The 20,169-nt window shown below is 72.0% G+C and carries 18 protein-coding genes and 1 pseudogene; 14 read left to right on the top strand and 5 right to left on the bottom strand.

Annotation, left to right across the window (positions count from 1 at the left end; translation table 11 throughout):
* Positions 1 to 17: 17 nt before the first annotated feature.
* The gene (locus tag AC1DWC_RS24600; protein WP_477842034.1) at positions 18 to 869 is read right to left on the bottom strand and encodes a class I SAM-dependent methyltransferase; all 852 of its coding nucleotides are present in this window, start codon (positions 867 to 869) and stop codon (positions 18 to 20) included.
* Between the two features lie 241 nt (positions 870 to 1,110).
* Between AC1DWC_RS24600 and AC1DWC_RS24595 the strand changes: the two genes are divergently transcribed.
* From AC1DWC_RS24595 to AC1DWC_RS24550, 10 genes and pseudogenes are all read left to right on the top strand, one after another.
* On the top strand, positions 1,111 to 1,911 hold the full coding sequence (locus tag AC1DWC_RS24595) for an electron transfer flavoprotein subunit beta/FixA family protein (protein WP_072845105.1): 801 nt from the start codon (positions 1,111 to 1,113) through the stop codon (positions 1,909 to 1,911).
* A 44-nt stretch (positions 1,912 to 1,955) separates the two neighbouring features.
* Positions 1,956 to 2,879 (top strand): annotated as a pseudogene (locus AC1DWC_RS24590) (electron transfer flavoprotein subunit alpha/FixB family protein); the annotation flags it as partial.
* 125 nt (positions 2,880 to 3,004) lie between these two features.
* Complete coding sequence (locus AC1DWC_RS24585) at positions 3,005 to 3,820, top strand: GNAT family N-acetyltransferase (RefSeq protein ID WP_477912264.1); 816 nt, start codon at positions 3,005 to 3,007, stop codon at positions 3,818 to 3,820.
* Positions 3,817 to 4,686 (top strand): lysophospholipid acyltransferase family protein, encoded by an 870-nt coding sequence (locus AC1DWC_RS24580; protein ID WP_477912262.1) that lies wholly within the window; start codon positions 3,817 to 3,819, stop codon positions 4,684 to 4,686. The genes AC1DWC_RS24585 and AC1DWC_RS24580 overlap by 4 nt, the downstream gene beginning before the upstream one ends.
* Before the next feature lie 67 nt (positions 4,687 to 4,753).
* The gene (locus AC1DWC_RS24575; protein ID WP_477912260.1) at positions 4,754 to 5,995 is read left to right on the top strand and encodes a cysteine desulfurase family protein; all 1,242 of its coding nucleotides are present in this window, start codon (positions 4,754 to 4,756) and stop codon (positions 5,993 to 5,995) included.
* The gene (gene mnmA, locus AC1DWC_RS24570; protein WP_477912258.1) at positions 5,995 to 7,089 is read left to right on the top strand and encodes a tRNA 2-thiouridine(34) synthase MnmA; all 1,095 of its coding nucleotides are present in this window, start codon (positions 5,995 to 5,997) and stop codon (positions 7,087 to 7,089) included. The genes AC1DWC_RS24575 and mnmA overlap by 1 nt, the downstream gene beginning before the upstream one ends.
* Positions 7,086 to 8,108, top strand: a complete 1,023-nt coding sequence (locus tag AC1DWC_RS24565) for a methionine synthase (RefSeq protein WP_477912256.1) — start codon at positions 7,086 to 7,088, stop codon at positions 8,106 to 8,108. The genes mnmA and AC1DWC_RS24565 overlap by 4 nt, the downstream gene beginning before the upstream one ends.
* 61 nt (positions 8,109 to 8,169) lie before the next feature.
* Positions 8,170 to 9,603 carry a phytoene desaturase family protein gene (locus AC1DWC_RS24560; RefSeq protein WP_477912254.1) on the top strand — a complete coding sequence of 478 codons (1,434 nt, stop codon included), beginning with the start codon at positions 8,170 to 8,172 and terminating at the stop codon, positions 9,601 to 9,603.
* 44 nt (positions 9,604 to 9,647) lie between these two features.
* On the top strand, positions 9,648 to 11,762 hold the full coding sequence (gene ligA / locus AC1DWC_RS24555; protein WP_477912252.1) for an NAD-dependent DNA ligase LigA: 2,115 nt from the start codon (positions 9,648 to 9,650) through the stop codon (positions 11,760 to 11,762).
* A gap of 147 nt (positions 11,763 to 11,909) precedes the next feature.
* Positions 11,910 to 12,437 carry a flavin reductase family protein gene (locus AC1DWC_RS24550; protein ID WP_477912250.1) on the top strand — a complete coding sequence of 176 codons (528 nt, stop codon included), beginning with the start codon at positions 11,910 to 11,912 and terminating at the stop codon, positions 12,435 to 12,437.
* 30 nt (positions 12,438 to 12,467) lie between these two features.
* Here AC1DWC_RS24550 and soxR read toward each other — a convergent pair whose 3' ends face one another.
* Positions 12,468 to 12,944: a redox-sensitive transcriptional activator SoxR gene (gene soxR / locus AC1DWC_RS24545; protein WP_477912248.1), complete on the bottom strand. Its 477-nt coding sequence runs from the start codon at positions 12,942 to 12,944 to the stop codon at positions 12,468 to 12,470.
* Between the two features lie 998 nt (positions 12,945 to 13,942).
* On the opposite strand from soxR, the gene AC1DWC_RS24540 reads away from it, so the two are divergent.
* Positions 13,943 to 14,431: a GNAT family N-acetyltransferase gene (locus AC1DWC_RS24540; RefSeq protein WP_072845114.1), complete on the top strand. Its 489-nt coding sequence runs from the start codon at positions 13,943 to 13,945 to the stop codon at positions 14,429 to 14,431.
* 16 nt (positions 14,432 to 14,447) lie between these two features.
* Here AC1DWC_RS24540 and AC1DWC_RS24535 read toward each other — a convergent pair whose 3' ends face one another.
* Positions 14,448 to 15,098 (bottom strand): ACT domain-containing protein, encoded by a 651-nt coding sequence (locus tag AC1DWC_RS24535; protein WP_477912245.1) that lies wholly within the window; start codon positions 15,096 to 15,098, stop codon positions 14,448 to 14,450.
* Positions 15,099 to 15,387: 289 nt separating this feature from the next.
* Here AC1DWC_RS24535 and gatC point away from each other — a divergent pair, with 289 nt between their 5' ends.
* The 3 genes from gatC to AC1DWC_RS24520 all read left to right on the top strand — a co-directional run bounded on the left by gatC (position 15,388) and on the right by AC1DWC_RS24520 (position 17,924).
* Positions 15,388 to 15,687 (top strand): Asp-tRNA(Asn)/Glu-tRNA(Gln) amidotransferase subunit GatC, encoded by a 300-nt coding sequence (gatC, locus tag AC1DWC_RS24530; RefSeq protein WP_072845116.1) that lies wholly within the window; start codon positions 15,388 to 15,390, stop codon positions 15,685 to 15,687.
* A complete protein-coding gene (gene gatA, locus AC1DWC_RS24525) occupies positions 15,684 to 17,162 on the top strand; it encodes an Asp-tRNA(Asn)/Glu-tRNA(Gln) amidotransferase subunit GatA (protein WP_072845117.1) in 1,479 nt (492 codons plus the stop codon). The genes gatC and gatA overlap by 4 nt, the downstream gene beginning before the upstream one ends.
* 366 nt (positions 17,163 to 17,528) lie before the next feature.
* Positions 17,529 to 17,924 carry a transglutaminase-like domain-containing protein gene (locus tag AC1DWC_RS24520; protein ID WP_477912243.1) on the top strand — a complete coding sequence of 132 codons (396 nt, stop codon included), beginning with the start codon at positions 17,529 to 17,531 and terminating at the stop codon, positions 17,922 to 17,924.
* Between the two features lie 115 nt (positions 17,925 to 18,039).
* Here the strand turns inward: AC1DWC_RS24520 and AC1DWC_RS24515 are convergent, their stop codons facing one another.
* Together AC1DWC_RS24515 and AC1DWC_RS24510 are read right to left on the bottom strand one after the other, a co-directional pair.
* The gene (locus AC1DWC_RS24515) at positions 18,040 to 18,891 is read right to left on the bottom strand and encodes a formate/nitrite transporter family protein (RefSeq protein ID WP_477912241.1); all 852 of its coding nucleotides are present in this window, start codon (positions 18,889 to 18,891) and stop codon (positions 18,040 to 18,042) included.
* 91 nt (positions 18,892 to 18,982) lie between these two features.
* A partial coding sequence (locus AC1DWC_RS24510) for an alpha/beta-hydrolase family protein (RefSeq protein ID WP_477912239.1) occupies positions 18,983 to 20,169 on the bottom strand: 1,187 nt, incomplete at its 5' end.

Here is a 20,169-nt window from a genome sequence, read left to right as displayed (position 1 = left end):
CGCACCGGACGCGTTGGTCACCGGTCCACCGCGGGCTTGCGGGCGAGTGCGACCAGGTCGAGGCTGGCGTCGATGTCGGCCTCGACCAGTGCGAAGTCGTCGACGGTGATGGCCTCGACGTCGGCGACGAGGTCCTGCGGCCACGGTTCGCCGGCGAGCGCGCGGTCGATCTGGGCGTCGATGAAGGACCCGCCGTGCTTGGCGTCGAGCTCGCGCAGCCGCGGACCGTGGTGCACGCCGGTCATCAGCTCCACCTCGAAGCCGGCCTCCACCAGCAGTTCGGTGAGCTCGGCGGCGTTGAGCTCGCGGGTGTGGAACGGGTTGAGCGGGGTGTCGCGGCCGGGGGAGAAGGTGATCCGGTTCGGGGTGCTGACCATCAGCTCGCCGCCGGGCTCGAGCACCCGGAAGCACTCCGCCAGGAACTGTGCCTGGTCCCAGAGGTGCTCGATCACCTGGAAGTTGACCACGGTGCCCACGCTGGCGTCCGGCAGCGGCAGGTCCGCGAGATTGCCCTGGCGCATGTCGATGCGGGGGTACCGGGCGCGCACGTGCTCGACCGCGGACTGGTCGTAGTCGAGTCCGATCACCTTCTCGGCGACATCGGCAATCATGTTGGCGCCGTAGCCTTCTCCCGAACCGGCCTCGAGCACGACGCGGCCGGCGCAGCGCGCGAGCAGCTGCTGGTAGACGACCTCGTGGCGTCGGAACCAGTAGTTCTCCTCCGGCACGCCCGGGACGGTGCGCTCGCCGGTCAGGGGGAGGGTCGCTTCGCCGGGAGGCAGGGTCGCTCCGCCGGCCTCGGCCGTGGTGCCGGGGTCGGTGGCTTGGGCGCCGCTCGCAGCGGGGGCCGTCACAGATGAGTCGCTCACCGCAGCGAGGTTAGTGCCCTCGGTGCCATAAGCGGGCGGGTGGTCCACATCACAGGTGCTCATGATCCCCCCGCGGTTATGGTGAACGGACATTCCCGCTCAAGTTACCCACCGGTAACTTAGCATGAGGTAATCTCTCGCACAGCCCATCGCGCGAGAGATGGTGGTTACTCAAGAGCTCGGCCGACCGCGGCAAAGTTCGCGAAACAGGCAGACACACACAGGAGGTCGACGTAGACCCATGACGAACATCGTCGTTTTGATCAAGCAGGTCCCCGATACCTGGTCCGAGCGCAAGCTCACCGATGGCGACTTCACGCTGGACCGTGAGGCCGCGGACGCCGTGCTCGACGAGATCAACGAGCGCGCCGTCGAGGAGGCACTGCTCATCAAGGAGGCCCAGGGCGGCGAGGTGACCGTGCTGTCCGCCGGTCCCGACCGCGCCACCGACGCCATCCGCAAGGCGCTGTCCATGGGTGCCGACAAGGCCGTCCACATCAACGACCCGGCGCTGCACGGTTCCGACGCGATCCAGACCGGCTGGACCCTGGCCGCCGCGCTGGGCCAGATCGGCTTCGAGAACGAGGAGCCGGCGGACCTGATCATCGCGGGCAACGAGGCCACCGACGGCCGCGTCGGCGCGGTTCCGGCCATCATCGCCGAGTACCTGGGCATCCCGCAGCTCACCCAGTTGCGCAAGCTGACCGTCGCCGACGGCATCGTCACCGGTGAGCGCGAGACCGACGAGGGCATCTTCGGCCTCGAGGCCACGCTGCCGGCCATCGTCTCGGTCACCGAGAAGATCAACGAGCCGCGCTTCCCGTCCTTCAAGGGCATCATGGCCGCGAAGAAGAAGACCGTTGACGTCCTCACGCTGGCCGACCTCGGCGTCGACCCGGAGACCGTGGGTGTCGCGAACGCGGGCACCACCGTCACCGCGTCCACCCCGAAGCCCCCGCGTACCGCTGGCGAGCGCGTCACCGACGAGGGCGACGGCGGCTCCAAGATCGCCGCCTACCTCGTCGGCCAGAAGATCATCTGATCGCGCCCCTGAACCAGCAGAACCACACGTAGGAGAAGTAAGCCATGGCAGAAGTACTCGTGCTCGTCGAGCACGCAGAGGGTGCGCTCAAGAAGGTCAGCACCGAGCTCATCACCGCCGCCCGCGCACTGGGTGAGCCGGCCGCCGTCGTGACCGGTCCCGCCGGCACCGCGGCCCCGCTCGCCGAGGCGCTCGCCGCGGCCGGCGCGGCCAAGATCTACGTCGCCGAGTCCGACGACATCGACGGCTACCTGATCACCCCCAAGGTGGACGTGCTCGCGTCGCTCGTCGAGTCGGTCGGCCCCGCCGCCGTCATCACCGCCGCCACCACCGAGGGCAAGGAGGTGTCCGGTCGCCTGGCCGCGCGCATCGGCTCCGGTCTGCTCACCGACGTCATCGACGTCAAGGCGGACGGCAGCGCCGTGCACTCCATCTTCGGTGGCGCGTTCACCGTCGAGGCCAAGGCCAACGGCGAGGTCCCGGTCATCTCGGTCCGCCCGGGTGCCGTCGAGGCCCAGCCGCAGGCCGCCGCAGGCGAGCAGGTCGCCGTCGAGGTGCCCGCGCAGGACGAGAGTGCCGTCAAGGTCACCTCGCGCAACCCGATCGTCGGTGGCGACCGCCCCGAGCTCACCGAGGCGTCGGTCGTCGTCTCCGGTGGCCGTGGCGTCGGCAGCGCCGACAAGTTCTCGGTCGTCGAGGAGCTCGCCGACTCGCTCGGTGCCGCCGTCGGCGCCTCGCGTGCCGCGGTGGACTCGGGCTACTACCCGGGCCAGTTCCAGGTCGGTCAGACCGGTAAGACGGTCTCCCCGCAGCTGTACATCGCGCTGGGCATCTCCGGTGCCATCCAGCACCGGGCCGGCATGCAGACCTCGAAGACCATCGTCGCGGTCAACAAGGACGAAGAGGCCCCGATCTTCGAGATCGCGGACTACGGCGTCGTGGGTGACCTGTTCAACGTCGCACCGCAGCGCCCCGCTCCCATCCCAGGGAGCGGGGCCGCCGTCGTTGCGCGGGCGGACAGTTCACCCGGTCGCCGCCGGCCTGACACCACGCCGATGCCGGGATGCCGCCCCGGCTCGTTAGACCTGGCGGCATGACGACTACGCAGGTCCTCACCCCTCCCAGCGCCACCACGCCGACCGCTCCCCGGTACCGCCTGCTGTTGTCCTCGGACCGGGAGCACCGGGTGGCGGCCCAGCGCCTCCGGTACGAGGTGTTCGCCGCCGAGCCCGGTTTCGAGGCGGCCGTCCACGGCATCGCGGACGGCCTCGACGCCGACCGCTTCGACGAGCACTGCGACCACCTGCTGGTGCTGGACGAGGTCGCCGACGAGGTGGTCGGCTGCTACCGGATGCTCACCCCGGACGCGGCGGTCGCCGCGGGCGGGCTGTACACCGAGACTGAGTTCGACCTCGCCGCGCTCGATGCGCTGCGGCCGGGGCTGGTCGAGATGGGGCGGGCGTGCGTGCGCCCCGACCACCGCACCGGTTCCGTGCTGGGGCTGATGTGGGCGGGCATCCTCAACTACCTCGAGCTCACCGGCTACCGGTGGGCGATGGGCTGCGTGTCGGTGCCGATGCGGCAGCGGCCCACCGACCTGCCCGGCGTCGACGTGCGCGGCGTGCGGGACCGGGTGCTCGCCGAGCACGCCAGCCCCCCGGACCTGCGGGTGCATCCGCTGCGCCCGGTGCCGGGGCTTGACGCGCTGGACCCGCCCGGCCGGGTGACGCTGCCGCCGCTGCTGCGGGGGTACCTGCGCCTCGGGGCGTCGATCTGCGGGGAACCCGCCCACGACCCCGACTTCGGCGTCGCCGACTTCGTGGCCCTGCTCGGCATGGACGAGGCCGACGAGCGGTACCTGAGCCGGCTGCGGGCGGTCGCGTCCGCCGTCCCGCTGGTGACCCGGTGAGTCACCCCTGGCTGCCGACCAGCCCGTGCGGCGACGGCTGCCTGCCCGGCCGGGTGCGCCGCGCCGGCCCGGCACGGGTGGTGGCGCGGTGCACGCTGCTCACGGCGCTGGCGCTCGCGTTGCCGGTGCTGCTGGTGGCCGGCGGGATCCTGCCCCGGACGCCGCGGCAGCGGCTGCAGTGCGGCTTCGCGCGGGCCGTGTTGCGCGGACTCGGCCTGCGGCTGCAGGTGCGCGACGACCGGACCGCCCCGGCGGTCGAGGCGGGCCGGGGGACGCTGGTGGTGGCCGGGCACGTCTCGTGGACCGACGTGCTGGTGCTCACCGCGCTGGGGCCGGCGGACTTCGTGGCCCGGGCCGATCTGCTGCAGTGGCCGCTGCTGGGCCGGCTGGCCGGCCGGATGCGGGTCATCCCGATCGAGCGGGAGCGGCTGGGGGAACTGCGCGGCGCCGTCGACGAGGCGGCGGAGCGGCTGCGGACCGGCGGACGGGTGGTGGCCTTTCCCGAGGCGACCACCTGGTGCGGCCGGGCGTACGGCGGCCTCCGGCCCGCGATGTTCCAGTCGGCGATCGACGCGGACGCCCTGGTGCAGCCGGTCGGGATCAGGTACTGCGGCCGCGACGGCGAGCTGGACACCACGGTCTGCTTCGTCGGGGAGCAGACGCTGGTGGCGTCGCTGCGCCGGATCCTCGGCACCAGGCGGGTGCTCGTGCGGGTGCGGTTGGCGCCGACCCAGGAACCGGGGGAGTGCCGCCGTGACCTCGCCGCGCGTTGCGACCGCGAGGTACGGGCGTTCGGCGACGCCGACACGGCCGCGGGGATCCTGCTCGAGCGGGGCCTGGCGGGGCGCCAGTCCGTCGCGGCGTGAGCGTCGCGTTGCGCAGTACCTGCCGCTGACATCAGTGGCCAGGAGCACGGGCTATCCTGGTCGAACCATGATTTCGCCCGTGCCCAGCCAGTCCGCCGAGGAATTTGCCGTACCCCCGGTCTACCTCGATCACGCCGCGACCACCCCGATGCTGCCGGAGTCGGTCGCCGCCATGACGGCGGTGCTCGCGACCGTGGGCAACGCCTCATCGCTGCACGGCTCGGGTCGCGCCGCGCGTCGGCGCGTCGAGGAGTCCCGCGAGTCCATCGCCGCCGACCTCGGGGCCCGGCCGTCCGAGGTGCTGTTCACCTCGGGCGGGACCGAGAGCGACAACCTCGCCGTCAAGGGCATCTTCTGGGCCCGCCGGGACGCCGACCCGCGCCGCCGCCGCATCGTCACGAGCACCGTCGAGCACCACGCGGTGCTCGACGCGGTGCAGTGGCTGGTCGAGCACGAGGGCGCCGAGGTGAGCTGGATGCCGGTCGACGAGCAGTGCCGGGTGGACCCGCAGTGGCTGCGCGCCGAGCTTGCCGCACACGGCGACGAGACCGCACTGGTCACCGTGATGTGGGCCAACAACGAGGTCGGATCGGTCCTGCCGATCGTCGAACTGGCTTCCATCGCAAGCGAATTCGGTGTCCCTATGCACAGCGACGCGGTCCAGTTCGCGGCGCAGGCGCCGGTGGACTTCGCGGCGAGCGGGCTGTCCGCACTGAGCATCGCGGCGCACAAGTTCGGTGGACCCCACGGCGCCGGGGCGTTGCTGCTCGGCCGTCAGGTGCCGTGTGTGCCGCTGCTGCACGGCGGCGGCCACGAGCGTGACCTGCGGGCCGGCACCCTGGACACGGCGGGGGCGGTCGCAATGGCGGCCGCGCTGCGAAAGACGGTCTCCGACTTCGGTATCCGCCGGGCCGAACTGACCCGGCTGCGGGACCGGCTGATCGCCGAGGTCCGTCGGGTGATTCCCGACGCGGTGCTCAACGGCGCGGACCCGGGTGAGCGACTGCCCGGCAACGCGCACTTCACCTTCCCCGGTTGCGAGGGCGACTCGCTGCTGATGCTGCTCGACGCGGCGGGCATCGAGTGCTCGACCGGTTCGGCATGCACCGCCGGGGTGGCCAGCGCCAGCCACGTGCTGGTCGCGATGGGGGTGGACCCCCGGGTGGCCCGCGGATCGTTGCGGTTCTCGCTCGGCCACACGTCGACCGATGCGGACGTGGACGCGCTGGTCGCGGCCCTGCCGCAGGTAGTGCAGCGGGCGCGGGCCGCGGGCCTGGCAAGCGTCGGAGCAAGGGGAGGATCGCGCTGATGCGGGTACTGGCGGCAATGAGTGGCGGAGTGGACTCCGCGGTGGCGGCGGCACGCGCCGTGGACGCCGGACACGAGGTGGTCGGCGTGCACCTGGCGCTGTCCACGGCGCCCGGCACGCTGCGCACCGGGTCCCGGGGCTGCTGCTCCAAGGAGGACGCGGGTGACGCGAGGCGGGCCGCGGACGTCCTCGGGATCCCCTTCTACGTCTGGGATTTCGCGGACCGGTTCAAGGAAGACGTGATCGAGGACTTCATCGAGTCCTACGCCGCGGGCGAGACCCCCAACCCGTGCCTGCGGTGCAACGAGAAGATCAAGTTCGCGGCCCTGGCGGACCGTGCGATCGCGCTCGGCTTCGACGCCGTCGCCACCGGGCACTACGCCCGGCTCTCCGACGGGGTGCTGCGGCGCGCCGTCGACGCCGACAAGGACCAGTCCTACGTGCTCGGAGTGCTCACCGCGGAGCAGCTGTCCCGGGCGATGTTCCCGATCGGGGACACCCCGAAGCCGCAGATCCGGGCGGAGGCCGCCGAGCGCGGGCTCGCGGTGGCGGACAAGCCGGACAGCCACGACATCTGTTTCATCCCGTCGGGCGACACCCGTGCCTTCCTGGGCGCCAAGATCGGCATCCGGCCCGGCAAGGTGGTCGACGCCGACTCGGGCGAGGAACTCGCCGACCACGACGGCGTGCACGGCTTCACCATCGGGCAGCGCAAGGGCCTCGGCGTCGACGGCCCGGCCGTCGACGGCAAGCCCCGGTACGTGACCGCGATCGAACCGGAGACCGGCACCGTGAAGGTCGGGTCCGCGGAACGGCTGCAGGTGTGGACCATCGCCGCCGACCGCGCCATCTGGACCTCCGGCGTCGCGCCGAGCGGCCCCCTCGAGTGCACGGTGCAGGTCCGGGCGCACGGCGGCCTGGCGGCGGCCGTGGCCGAGGCGGTCGACGGCGGGATCGAGGTGCGCCTGCGTGCGCCGCTCACCGGCGTGGCCCGCGGCCAGGCCGTGGTGCTCTACCGCACCGACCCCGCCGGTGACGAGGTACTCGGCAGCGGCACCATCGCCGGCACCGGGTCCGAACCGGTCACCAGGTGAGCACACCCGCCATCCCCGTCGGCATCGCGACGGGCGTCGGGTCCTGGCCGGGCGAGGATCCCCGCGAGGCCGCGGCCGTGTCGGTGGGCGAGCTGTCGGGGCTGCCGCACCTGGTGGAACTGCCGGCCCGCGGGCTCGGCGCCGACATGATCGGCCGCGCCGCCGCGGTGCTGGTGGACCTGCCGCTGGACACCTCCACCACCGGCTACCGCGTCGCGCAGCGCCCCGGCAAGGTGACCCGACGCGCCCGCGACCTGCTCTCCCGGGACCTCGACGCGATGGAGGAGGCCTGGGAGGTCGCCGGCCTGCGCGGCACCGACCAGCCGGTGAAGGTGCAGGTGGTGGGGCCGCTGACGTTGGCCTCGCAGCTCGAACTGTTCGGCGGGCACCGCGCCCTGACCGACTCGGGCGCGGTCCGCGACCTCGCCGAGTCCCTGTCCGAGGGGCTGGTCGAGCACGTCGCCGAGGTCACCCGCAGGCTCGGCTCGCCGGTGGTGGTCCAAGTCGACGAGCCCGGGCTGCCCGCGGTGCTGGCCGGCACGCTGCCCGGGGTGTCGATCCTGCAGGCACCCCGCGCGATGCCCGAGCCGGAGGCGCTCGAGGTGCTGCACTCGTTGATCGCCCGGCTCGACCGGCCGGTGCTCGTGCACTGCTGCGCCGCCGGCGCGCCGCTGGCGCTGCTGCGCCGCAGCGGGGCCGCGATGATCGGCCTGGACCTCGGCGAACTGAAGACCGCCGACCTCGACGGTGTCGGGGAGATCCTGGAGGCCGGGCTGTCGCTGGCGTTCGGCCTGGTGCCGACCACGCAGCCGGACCGGCCACCCACGTGGCGTGAGCTGGCCGAGCCCGCGGTGCGGCTGGTGGACCGTCTCGGCTTCCCGCGAACGGTGCTGGCCACCCAGGTGCTGGTCACCCCGGGCTGCGGGCTGGCGGGCGCGAGCGAGGACTGGGCCCGGGCCGCGCTGCGCGGCGCCGCCGAGGTGGCGCGGGCGTTCGCGGACGGCGCCGAGTTCGAGTAGAACTCCGCCGGGCACGTCGGGTTCGACCGTCCCGGGGCGGTCGTCGGGGGACAATGACGCGGTGAGCACAGCCGTCGTCGTCGGTGCCGGACCCAACGGGCTGGCCGCCGCGGTCCACCTCGCGCGCAGTGGCGTCGAGGTCCGGGTGCTCGAGGCGGCCGATCAGATCGGCGGCGGGACCCGCTCGGGTGAGGCGACGCTGCCGGGCCTGATCCACGACTACGCCTCCGCGTTCCACCCGATGGGCATCGGCTCGCCGTACCTGGCCACCCTCGACCTCGAGCGGCACGGACTGACCTGGCGCTGGGCCGAGATCGACTGCGCGCACCCGCTCGACGACGGCAGTGCGGGCGCCCTGCACCGGTCGCTCGTGGCCACCGCCGCCGGGCTGGGGGAGGACGGTCCGCGCTGGCAGCGGATGTTCGGTGACCTGTCCGACGGGTTCGACGCCCTGGCTGCCGACCTGATGCGGCCGGTGCTGGGCGTCCCCGGACATCCGCTCCGGTTGGCCGCCTTCGGTCCACGGGCCCTGCTGCCCGCGACCGTGACCGCGCGGTGGTGGCGCACCGAGAGGGCGCGGGCGCTGTTCGGCGGGGTGGCCGCCCACGCGTTCGGTCGGCTCGACCGCCCGGCGACCTCCGCGGTGGGGCTGATGATCACCGCGGCCGGCCACCGCCACGGGTGGCCGGTGGCGGAGGGCGGGTCGCGATCGATCACCGACGCGTTGGCGGCGATGCTGGTCGAGCACGGCGGCGCGATCGACACCGGCGTCCCGATCCACCGGGCCGGGGACCTTCCGCCCGCAGACGTGGTGCTCCTCGACCTCGCGCCCCGGGCTGCGCTGGACATCCTCGGCGACCGGGTTCCGCCCCGAATTGCCCGCGCCTACCGGCGTTTCCGGCATGCGCCCGGCGCGTTCAAGGTCGACTACGCGATCGAGGGCCCGGTGCCGTGGACCAATGCGGACTGCGGCCGCGCCGGAACAGTCCACCTCGGCGGGTCGTTCGCCGAGGTCGCCGCCGCCGAGCGCGCGGTGGCCGCGGGCGCGATGCCCGGGCGTCCGTTCGTGTTGGTGGGCCAGCAGTACCTCGCCGATCCCACCCGCTCGCGGGGAAACCTGCACCCGCTGTACGCGTACGCCCATGTGCCGCACGGGTACCCGGGGGACGCCACCGAGGCGGTCACCGCCCAGATCGAACGCTTCGCGCCGGGTTTCCGGGACCGGATCGTCGCGGTGGTCGGCACCGGACCCGCCGGCCTGGCCGCGGCCAATCCGAACCACGTCGGTGGCGACATCGTCGGCGGCGCGAACAGCGGGTTGCAGGTGGCGCTGCGACCGCGGATTGCGCTGGACCCGTACAGCATCGGCGTGCCCGGCATGTTCCTGTGCTCGGCCTCGACGCCGCCGGGTGCGGGTGCGCACGGCATGTGCGGCTACAACGCCGCCGAGTCGGCGCTGCGTTACCTGCGCAAGCAGGGGCTCGCGGCGGGCTGAGTCGTCGCACCGGTCGTGTCGGTGCGCTGGGATAACCTTCTCGGGTGGATGAGAACGAGGCCGGAACGTCGACGACCCCGGCGGCGACCGCCGACGAACGCGAAGACTGGCAGCGACTCGCGGAGGAGGTGCGCGAGCACCAGTTCCGCTACTACGTGCGCGACTCGCCCGTCATCTCCGACGGTGAGTTCGACGAGCTGCTCGGCCGGCTGCAGGCGCTCGAGGAGCGGCACCCGGACCTGCGCACACCGGACTCGCCGACGCAGCTGGTGGGCGGCGGCTTCTCGACCGACTTCACCTCGGTCGACCACCTCGAGCGGATGCTCAGCCTGGACAACGTCTTCGACGAGGACGAACTGCGTGCCTGGATCGCCAAGGTGGAAGTCGAGACCGGCCCCGACCTGCACTACCTGTGCGAGGTCAAGATCGACGGCGTCGCGCTGAACCTGGTGTACGAGAACGGCCGGCTGGTGCGCGGCGCCACCCGCGGCGACGGCCGCACCGGCGAGGACGTGACGCTCAACGCCCGCACCATCGAGGAGATCCCGCACACGCTCACCCCGAGCGCGGAGTACCCGATCCCCGCCCTGCTCGAGGTCCGCGGAGAGGTGTTCTTCCGGCTCGAGGACTTCGAGGCGCTGAACGCGTCGCTGGTGGCCGAGGGCAAGGCGCCGTTCGCGAACCCGCGCAACTCCTCCGCCGGCTCGCTGCGGCAGAAGAACCCCGCGGTCACCGCCAAGCGCCGGCTCGGCATGATCTGCCACGGGCTCGGCCGCGTCGAGGGCTGGGAGCCGGCCAGCCAGCACGACGCCTACATCGCGCTGGCGGCCTGGGGGCTGCCCGTCTCCACGCACACCGCGAGGGTGCAGGGCGCGGACGCGGTGGTCGAGAAGGTCCGGTACTGGGACGAGCACCGGCACGACGTGGAACACGAGATCGACGGCCTGGTGGTCAAGGTCGACGAGATGTCGCTGCACCGCCGGCTCGGCTCCACCTCCCGGGCGCCGCGGTGGGCCATCGCCTACAAGTACCCGCCGGAGGAGGCCACCACCCGGCTGCTCGACATCCGGGTCAGCGTCGGCCGCACCGGCCGGGTCACCCCGTTTGCGTACATGGAGCCGGTGACGGTGGCCGGGTCCACGGTCTCGCTCGCCACCCTGCACAACGGCTCGGAGGTCAAGCGCAAGGGCGTGCTGATCGGCGACATGGTCGTCATCCGCAAGGCCGGCGAGGTGATCCCCGAGGTCCTCGGCCCGGTCGTGGACATGCGCACCGGCGACGAGCGCGAGTTCGAGATGCCCACGCACTGCCCCGAGTGCGGGACCGCGCTCGCCCCGGCGAAGGAGGGCGACGCCGACATCCGCTGCCCCAACCAGCGGTCCTGCCCGGCGCAGCTGCGCGAACGCGTCTTCCACGTCTCCGGCCGCGGCGCGTTCGACATCGAGGTGCTCGGCTACGAGGCCGCGACGGAACTGCTCAAGGCCGGTGTGATCGCCGACGAGGGCGACCTGTTCTCGCTGACCGCCGACGAGCTGATGAAGACGTCCCTGTTCACCACCAAGGCGGGCACGTTGTCGGCGAACGGCAAACGCCTGCTCGACAACCTGGACTCCGCGAAGGAGCAGCCGCTGTGGCGGGTGCTGGTGGCACTGTCGATCCGGCACGTGGGCCCCACCGCCGCCCGGGCGCTGGCCTCGGAGTTCGCCAGCCTGGAGCGGATCGAGAACGCGTCCGTGGAGGAACTGGCGGCCGTGGACGGGGTCGGCGGCACCATCGCCGCGGCCGTCGTCGAGTGGTTCGCGGTGGACTGGCACCGGGAGATCGTCGAGAAGTGGCGGGCGGCCGGGGTGTCCATGGAGGATGCCCGCGACGAGTCCATCGAGCGGAACCTCGAGGGCCTGTCCATCGTGGTGACCGGTTCGCTGGTCGGGTTCACCCGCGACGGCGCCAAGGAGGCGATCCTCGTCCGCGGCGGCAAGGCCGCCGGATCGGTGTCGAAGAAGACCGCGTTCGTGGTGGTCGGGGAGGCACCCGGCTCGAAGGCCGACAAGGCCGAGCAGTTGGGCGTGCCGATCCTGGACGAGGACGGCTTCCGGGCGCTGCTCGCGGGCGGTCCGGAGGCGGTGACGTCGGCAGGCGACGGCGGCGCGGACGACTGACCGCCTGGCGGGTGTGGCCTCTTTTCTCGACGCGGTCACGGCAGCGACGCGAAACCGATCCGGGCACTGAACGATTCGCGGCTGTGGCGGACGTCTCACCCCGTCGAGTTTGACCTCGAGTCCAGTTGAGGTTTTAGCGTTCTGGGCGTGCCTGACACCGCCTTGGACCCCGTTGCCTCCGCCGCGCCGGCCGCGCACGCTGACTCCTTCCGCTCTGCCATGCGCCGCCACCCCGGCGGCGTCACGGTCGTCACCTTCGACACCCCCGACGGCCCGGCGGGTTTCACTGCGACCTCGTTCGCATCGGTGTCGATGACCCCGATGCTGGTCACCTTCAATGCGCTGACCCGCTCTACGGTCGGCACCGGCCTGGGCGCAGCCGACACGGTGCTGATCCACCTGCTCGGCGCCGAGCAGCGGGACCTGGCCGCCCGCTTCGCGGGTCCGGCGGCGGCGCGGTTCGCCGACCAGTCGGTGTGGACCAGGCTCGACACCGGTGAGCCGCTGCTCGGCGGGACGGCGACCTGGATGCGCGCCCGCGTGGATCGCCGAATCGTTCTGGGGGACCACCTGCTGGTGGTCGGACTGGTGACCGAGGTGCACGCGGATCCGTCGGGTCCGGCCGCGCCGCTCGTCTACCACGACGGCGGGTACCGCCGGCTGTTGCCGCTCTGAGCCGACCGTTCGAACCTGCGGCGCCGTCGCTCACCCGGGATCGTCGGCCGGATGCTCCCGGTGCAGCGCCTCCGGCAGGAACGCCGCCCCGGGACCGTAGCTCGCCGCCGCGTCCCCGGGGTTCGAGAGCGCGCACGTCTTCAGGGACAGGCAGCCGCAGCCGATGCAGGACTCGAGCCCGTCGCGCAGCGCCACCAGCGCGTCGATCTGCTCGTTGAGCCGGCCGCGCCAACTCTGCGACAGCCGAGCCCAGTCGTCGAGGTTGGGGGTGCGTCCGCCCGGCAGCTGGTCGAGCGCCTGCGCCACCTCGTCCAGGTGCAGCCCGATGCTGCGGGCCGCCCGGATGAACGCGATCCGGCGCAGCACGCTGCGCTGGTATCGCCGCTGGTTGCCGGCGGTGCGGGTGGCGACGATCAGGCCCTCCTGCTCGTAGTAGCGCAGCGCGGACGGCGCCAGGCCGCTGCGGCGGGCCACCTCGCCCATGGTCAGCAGGTCCGTCGTGCGCATCGGTGACCTCGCGTTCTCGGCAGCCGGACGTTCTCGACAGCCGGTGAGTTGAAGTGGACTCGAACTTCAGCATGGCCCCGGTGTCACCGCCGCGCAAGGTGTTCGTGCGGACCGTGCCCGCCGGCAAAACGCCAGGTGGCGGGGGTTCGCGGCCGATAGTGTTGAACGTCACCTTCGGTCGGTCCGGTCGCGCCAGGTCACAGTATTGCGTGGCCCCGACGGCGGTGCGCCGGGTCGCCGCGGGGTCGGTCGCGCCGGTGCGTGGTTCTTCCTGTGCGACACGCATTCCGGTCCGTCCGGCCGGGTTCGGCGGCGACCGCGACGAGTGAACGGCGGGGTGATCCCGCCGTCGTGCCTGGGCGCTGCCGTCGTCGGCCGGTGTGCCGGGTGGGTGCGCCACCAGGACGTGGGACCGCCCGTTCGCCTGGTGAACGGTCTTTGGCTGCAAGTCAATTCGAGAACTGCGGGGTGGGGTCGGTCCGGACCCCGGGTGCGGTGGCGAGTCGGTCGTGGCGCCGGGGCGGCCTCTTTGCTCGCTCGGCGTGCTCGGGAAAGTGTGTGTGCCGTCCGGGTGGATCGGGCGCCGCCGATTCGTCGGATCATGTTGTCGTGCAATGGAAATACTGCTGCCAGTGGGATGGGGGAGTTCGGTTCGCACGATGTGCGGCGAACGGACGGGCTGCCGCGTGTGGAGGCGCGGGGTGCGTCCGTCGGGTCGAGATTCCATATGTCGGAACGGTTTTGATTGCTGCGACGATGCTCCGGCCCGGAGGGGCCGCGGTCGTCGTTCGGCCCGAACGGCCGCTCGCCGGGCAGCGTGCCGGGCCGCCCGCGGGTGGCGGGAACGGGTGGCGGTTGGCGTCCGCCGGGCGGCCCGCCGACCCCGCACGAGTCGGCCCGGCCACCGCGGTGAGCAGGTACTTCGCCCGCCAGATCCGGTGCGGAAAGGGCCCGGAACTGGTTTGGGGACAGCGCTTTGTTGCTGCGATAGTGTGCCAATGATCGAGATTCGACCCGCAGGACCCGCAGACTTCGAGGCCGTCGCGGCCCTCACCATGGACGTGTACGTGAACGGTGGATTCGTTCACGAGGAAAGCGCATACGTCGAGAAACTGCAGGACACCGAGGGCCGGGCCGAACAGGCCGAGGTGGTCGTCGCCGTTGCGAACGGCGAGATCGTCGGTTCCGTGACGGTCGCCGAGCCCGAGTCCCCGTTCGCGGACGTCGCGGGCCCGGGCGAACTCGAGTTCCGGATGCTCGCCGTCGCCCCGACCGCCCGCGGCAAGGGCGCCGGCTCGGCGCTGGTCCAGTACGCCCTCGACGCCGCGTACGACCGCGGCAAGCAGGCCGTGGTCATCTCCACCGAGCCGGGCATGATCGATGCCCGCCGGATCTACGACCGCAACCACTTCGTCCCCGCCCCGGACCGGAACTGGGAGCCGGTGCCGGGCGTGCCGCTGACCGTGCTGGTGCGCGAGGTCGCGTAGCGCGCCTGAGCCGGGCCTACCCGAGCACCGTCGCGACGATGCCGGCGAGGTAGCCGAGTCGTGCGATCTCCGACGGGCGGAACTCCGGCCCGCCCGCGCGGCCGAGCAGCAGCGCGCGGCCGGAGTGGCCGAGCGGTGCCGCGGCGAGCTTGGTGTCGATGTCCTTCCAGACCGTCGGCACCCAGTCGGCCTCGGGGTCGAGGACAGCCGGCTTCTGCAGTGGCATCCACGGCATCTCGCCGGCCTGGGTCTCCGGTGCGCCCATGCTGCCGACCACCTGGAACGTCCCGTGCGGGCCCGTCCCGACCACGCTCGCCCAACTGACCCGCAGCACCCGGGCCGCGCCGTCCACCAGGACCTGCAGCCGGTCGTCGCGGGCCGTCGCGACCTGGTCGATCAGTTCGAGCTCGCGGTGCGTGTCGAGCATCCCCGAGTACGGCCGGATCGAGTCCACCCGCACGCCGTCGAGTTTCTCGGACGCGGTGATCAGGGTGTCGGGCAGCGCTCCCTGCGGCACGTCGACGACGAGGTCGTCCACGGCAAACCCGGTGCCGCGGTCCACGACATCGAGCGAGAGGATGTCGGCGCCGACCGAGCCCAACGCCACGGCCAACGCGCCCAGGCTGCCGGGTCGATCGGGCAACTGGACGCGCAGTAGATAGGACACGGTGTTCCTTTGTCTGAGGCAACGCCGGGGTCGTCGGTGCCCCCGCGCGGTCTTCATCCTTCACCATCGAGCGGCGGGTCAGTGGGGCAACGTCCCGGTGGAATCCGGCCGGGTACGGCGAAGGCCCAGCTGGCCGCCGATCGGTCATCCGCGCGACACCAACATGTTCCGTCTGCGAAACACAGCGACCGCCTCGCGCGTCCCGACACGGCGCTGCCCGCGGCGCGGTCGGGCACACGCTCTACGCTTAGGGGCGATTGCTGTCTCCGACCTGAAAGGGGCCCACGCGGTGCCTGCCATCTCCCGTGACGAGGTCGCCCACCTCGCCCGGCTGTCCCGGCTCGCGCTGTCCGACGCCGAACTCGACGAGTTCGCCGGCCAGCTCGACTCGATCCTCAGCCACGTCAAGACCGTCGCGGAGGTCGCCGCGGACGATGTGCCCCCCACCGCGAACCCGAGCGCGATCACCAACGTGACCCGCCCCGACGTCATCGTGCCCGGCCTGACCCCCGAGCAGGCGCTCTCCGGTGCGCCGGCCGTCGAGCAGGACCGTTTCGCCGTGCCGCAGATCCTGGGAGAAGAGCAGTGACCGCCGACCTCACCGCGCTGGACGCCTCCGTCCTCGCGTCGAAGATCCATGCCCGCGAGGTGTCCTCCGTCGAGGTCACGCAGGCGCACCTGGATCGGATCGCCGCCGTCGACGGCGAACTCAACGCGTTCCTGCACGTCGCCGGCGAGCAGGCGCTCACCGCGGCCAAGGCGGTCGACGACTCGCTGGCGGCGGGGAACGCGCCCGCGTCCGCGCTGGCCGGTGTGCCGTTGGCGCTCAAGGACGTGTTCACCACCACCGACATGCCCACCACCTGCGGATCGAAGATCCTCGAGGGCTGGGTCGCGCCGTACGACGCGACGCTGACCACCCGGCTGCGCGAGGCCGGCATCCCGGTGCTCGGCAAGACCAACATGGACGAGTTCGCGATGGGCTCGTCCACCGAGAACTCCGCCTACGGGCCGACCCTGAACCCGTGGGACACCACCCGGATCCCCGGCGGCTCGGGCGGTGGCTCCGCGGCCGCGCTGGCGTCGAACCAGGCCCCGCTCGCGATCGGCACCGACACCGGCGGCTCGATCCGTCAGCCCGCGGCCGTCACGGCCACCGTCGGCACCAAGCCCACCTACGGCACGGTGTCCCGGTACGGGCTGGTGGCGTGCGCGTCCTCCCTGGACCAGGGCGGCCCCTGCGGCCGCACCGTCCTCGACACGGCGCTGCTGCACGAGGTGATCGCCGGGTACGACCCCCGCGACTCCACCTCGGTCAACGCCCCGGTCCGGCCGGTCGTCGAGGCGGCCCGCCAGGGCGCGAACGGTGACCTGAAGGGCGTGCGCGTCGGCATCGTCAAGGAACTGCACTCCGAGAGCTACCAGCCGGGCGTCATCGCCTCCTTCGACACGGCGGTCGCGCAGCTGAAGGAACTCGGCGCCGAGGTGGTGGAGGTGTCCTGCCCGAGCTTCCTGCACGCGCTCGCCGCCTACTACCTGATCCTGCCCAGCGAGGTGTCCTCGAACCTGGCCCGCTTCGACGCGATGCGTTACGGCATGCGGGTCGACGACGGCAACATGAGCGCCGACCAGGTGATGGCGGCGACCCGTGCCGCCGGATTCGGCAAGGAGGTCAAGCGCCGCATCATGATCGGCACCTATGCGCTGTCCTCCGGGTACTACGACGCCTACTACGGCCAGGCCCTCAAGGTGCGCACGCTGATCGCCCGCGACTTCGACCGGGCCTACGAGCAGGTCGACGTGCTGGTCTCGCCGACCAGCCCGTTCACCCCGTGGAAGATCGGCGAGAAGGTCGACGACCCGCTGGCGATGTACCTCTCCGACCTGTGCACGCTGCCGACCAACCTGGCCGGGCACTGCGCGATGTCGGTGCCGTCCGGCCTGTCGGCCGACGACGGGCTGCCGGTGGGCCTGCAGATCATGGCGCCCGCCCTGGCCGACGAGCGGCTCTACCGGGTGGGCGCGGCCTACGAGGCGGCCCGCGGCCCGATCGCCCGGCCCTGACACTCGGTACACAAGCAGGTTCGACCCCGGCGCGKCGGTGACGCCCCGGGGTCGAATCTTCTGTGAGTGCCGCTCGCTCCGGAATCTGAAGTCCCCCGGTGCGTTGTTCTGCGGGGCTTGACTGTCCCGCGTGGGCTCCCCAATCATCCATTGAATGGCAACCACCGATTTGGTCCTCGAAGCCGCACCTCCGGGAAACTATCTGGCCGGCAACGAGTTCGTCGATGTCGACGACCAGTCCGTCCGAGCACTCGCGCTGACGCTGCGACAGAGGGCAGGCAGCGACGTGTCCTTCGCCAAGGCTGCATTCGAGTGGGTGCGAGACGAGGTAGGGCACTCGTACGACGTCCAGGATCCACGGGTTACTTGGCTGCGAGCGAGGTTCTCGCGCAGCGCGTCGGACTCTGTTATGCCAAGTCGCACCTGCTTGCGGCGTTGTTGCGATCCGAAGGCGTCCCGGCCGGGCTGTGCTACCAGCGTCTCGCGCATGGAGACGGACATGTTCTGCACGGGTTGGTCGCGATGTACCTCAACGGCGCCTGGCACCGGCAAGATCCGCGCGGAAACAAGGACGGTGTCGACGCACAGTTCTCACTCGATTCGGAACAACTTGCCTGGCACGTTGTCCCCTCTCTCGGGGAAGTCGACTATCCGAGGATCTTCGCGGCGCCGGCACCGTGTGTCGTCGAAACGCTCCGCGGCGCGACGGACGTGCTGTCGCTCTACGACGACGGCTTGCCAACCAGTCTCCAACGCAAGTGAAGGGTCGACAGTCACACCCGACTGTCGACCCTTCACTGATCTTCCACCTGCATCGCCACCCGACCGGCAACCCGATACTCGTATTTCGGCAATGGCGGCATGAGAGGTGGTCGGCTCAGACGGTCTCGATTTCCCGCTGAGCGGCCGGTGCGGACTCGGTGACGCCGCGCTTCGGCTGGGTGCGCACGTGCGTGGTGTAGATCGCCAGCCCGACGAAGACCACGCCGCCGACCAGGTTGCCGAGGACCGTCGGGATCTCGTTCCAGACCAGGTAGTCGGCGAGGGAGAAGTCGGCGCCGAGCAGCAGGCCCGACGGGAACAGGAACATGTTGACCACGGAATGCTCGAAGCCCATGTAGAAGAACAGCATGACCGGCATCCACATCACGAGCACCTTGCCCGGCACGCTCTTCGACATCATCGCGGCGACGACACCGGTCGAGACCATCCAGTTGCACAGGACGCCGCGCAGGAACAGGGTCATCATGCCCGCGGCGCCGTGCTCGGCATAGCCGACGGTGCGCGCCTCCCCGATGTGCATGATCTTCTCGGCGACGTCGTTCGGCGGGATGGAGTACCCGTAGGTCAGGATGAACGTGATCAGGACGGCCACGGTGAACGCACCGGCGAAGTTGCCGACGAAGACCAGAGCCCAGTTGCGCGCAATCGCCGCGACGGTGACGCCGGGACGCTTGTCGAGGTAGGCGATGGGGGTCAGCGTGAAGACCCCGGTGAGCAGGTCGAACCCGAGAAGGTAGAGCAGGCAGAAGCCGACGGGGAAGAGGACCGCCCCGAGTAGTGCGCTGCCCGTCTGGACGGTGACCGTGACGGCGAAGGCGGCGGCGAGCGTGAGCAGTGCGCCGCCCATGAAGCCTCGGATCAGGGTGTCACGGGTGGACATGAGGACCTTGCTCTGGCCGGCATCGACCATCGAGCGTGCCAGTTCGGCGGGTGGAACGTAGGACACGGCAAACCTCCAGGTGCGGGAATGGTCAACAGTCTGGCGATCCGGTGTGTCCTGGGTATTGCTTTCCCCGTCAGGTCGCGTTGCGCTCTGCTCAACCGTGCGACGTGGGCGGAGTGAGGGCCCCTCCGGTCGCGGGAGCCGCGCACTCGGGCAGAGCGGTGCCCTGGTCGGTGCCGTACCGGTGCCCGTGGCCGGGGGAGGTGTCCAGGGCGGTGAGCAGGTCGACGGTGGTGGCCACGAAGCTGGCCACCGGCAGCCACGGCGGCACCGGGGCGTCGGCCCGCACCGGCGGCAGGTCGGGCGGGCGCACCAGCAGGCCCGGCGACCACGACACCACGGGGTCCGACGCGTTGGCCAGCACCACCGCGCCGTCGGTGTTCACGGCCCCGGCGGGCGGCCCGGCGTAGAGGGCGCCGCAGGACCTGGCCCGCAGGTCGTCTCCGTCGCGGAAGATCGCGCTCGCGCCCACCGCGCCGAGGCTCTGGCCGTACACGTAGAGCTTCGGGCGCTCGCCGACCGGCAGCTGCCCTACCCGCGCGGACACCGCGTCGAAGAGCGCCCGCGCGGACCGTTCGGCGTCGTGTCGGCCGAACAGGAACGTCATCCAGCTCGGGGCCGCCGAGTACTGAACCCCGACCGTCGCGACGTCGCCGCCGAAGCGGCGCTCGAAGCCGGTGACGGCGCCGCGGTCGATCCACCCGGACCCCGTCGGCACCGCGACCACCACGGCGGCGCGGCGCAGGCCCCCGGCGCGCTCGAGTTCCCGCACCGCCAGCGCGACCCTGGCGTCGAGGCCGGCGGTCGCGTCGAGGCCGACGTAGGTGCGTACCGCGCCGGGGGCGGTCGGGCCGGCCACGAACCTGCGGCCGTTGGCGCCGAGCGTCCGCCACTCGCTCAGCGAGTCGGCGCTGCCCGACAGTGTGGGCGAAACCGGTTGCGGCAGTGTGGCTTCCACGGCCGAATTGGCCGCCGCGTACGAGTGTTCCAGGGCGCCCGCGGCGGCCGGGCCCAGCCAGAGCGCGGTCGCGGTGGTGAGGGTGAGCGCCGCCGCGGTGACGCGCACCCGACCCAGCCGTCGGCACCCCGCCGCCACGCCGGTGACCACCAGGGCCGCGGCCAGGGTCAGCGCACCCGCCCCGGAGAACACCTCGAGCCAGTACCCCGGACCGATCGCCGGCCGGCCCAGCGCCGCGCGCAGCGTGCCCTGCCAGCGGTCCGCGCCGACCAGCGCAACGGCCACCGTCGCCGCGCCGATCAACGCCGCGGGCAGCCGGCCGC

The organism is Rhodococcus sp. P4_C10, assembly GCF_056402135.1.
Note: the sequence above shows the minus strand (reverse complement) of the source record. Positions and strands in the feature narration are given on the sequence as shown.

What these genes read in the sequence shown, in the direction of transcription:
- AC1DWC_RS24595 (WP_072845105.1), top strand. Translation starts at nt 1,111, where the DNA reads ATGACGAACATCGTCGTTTTGATCAAGCAGGTCCCCGATACCTGGTCC.
- AC1DWC_RS24585 (WP_477912264.1), top strand. Translation starts at nt 3,005, where the DNA reads ATGACGACTACGCAGGTCCTCACCCCTCCCAGCGCCACCACGCCGACC.
- AC1DWC_RS24575 (WP_477912260.1), top strand. Translation starts at nt 4,754, where the DNA reads ATGATTTCGCCCGTGCCCAGCCAGTCCGCCGAGGAATTTGCCGTACCC.
- mnmA (WP_477912258.1), top strand. Translation starts at nt 5,995, where the DNA reads ATGCGGGTACTGGCGGCAATGAGTGGCGGAGTGGACTCCGCGGTGGCG.
- soxR (WP_477912248.1), bottom strand. Translation starts at nt 12,944, where the DNA reads ATGCGCACGACGGACCTGCTGACCATGGGCGAGGTGGCCCGCCGCAGC.
- AC1DWC_RS24540 (WP_072845114.1), top strand. Translation starts at nt 13,943, where the DNA reads ATGATCGAGATTCGACCCGCAGGACCCGCAGACTTCGAGGCCGTCGCG.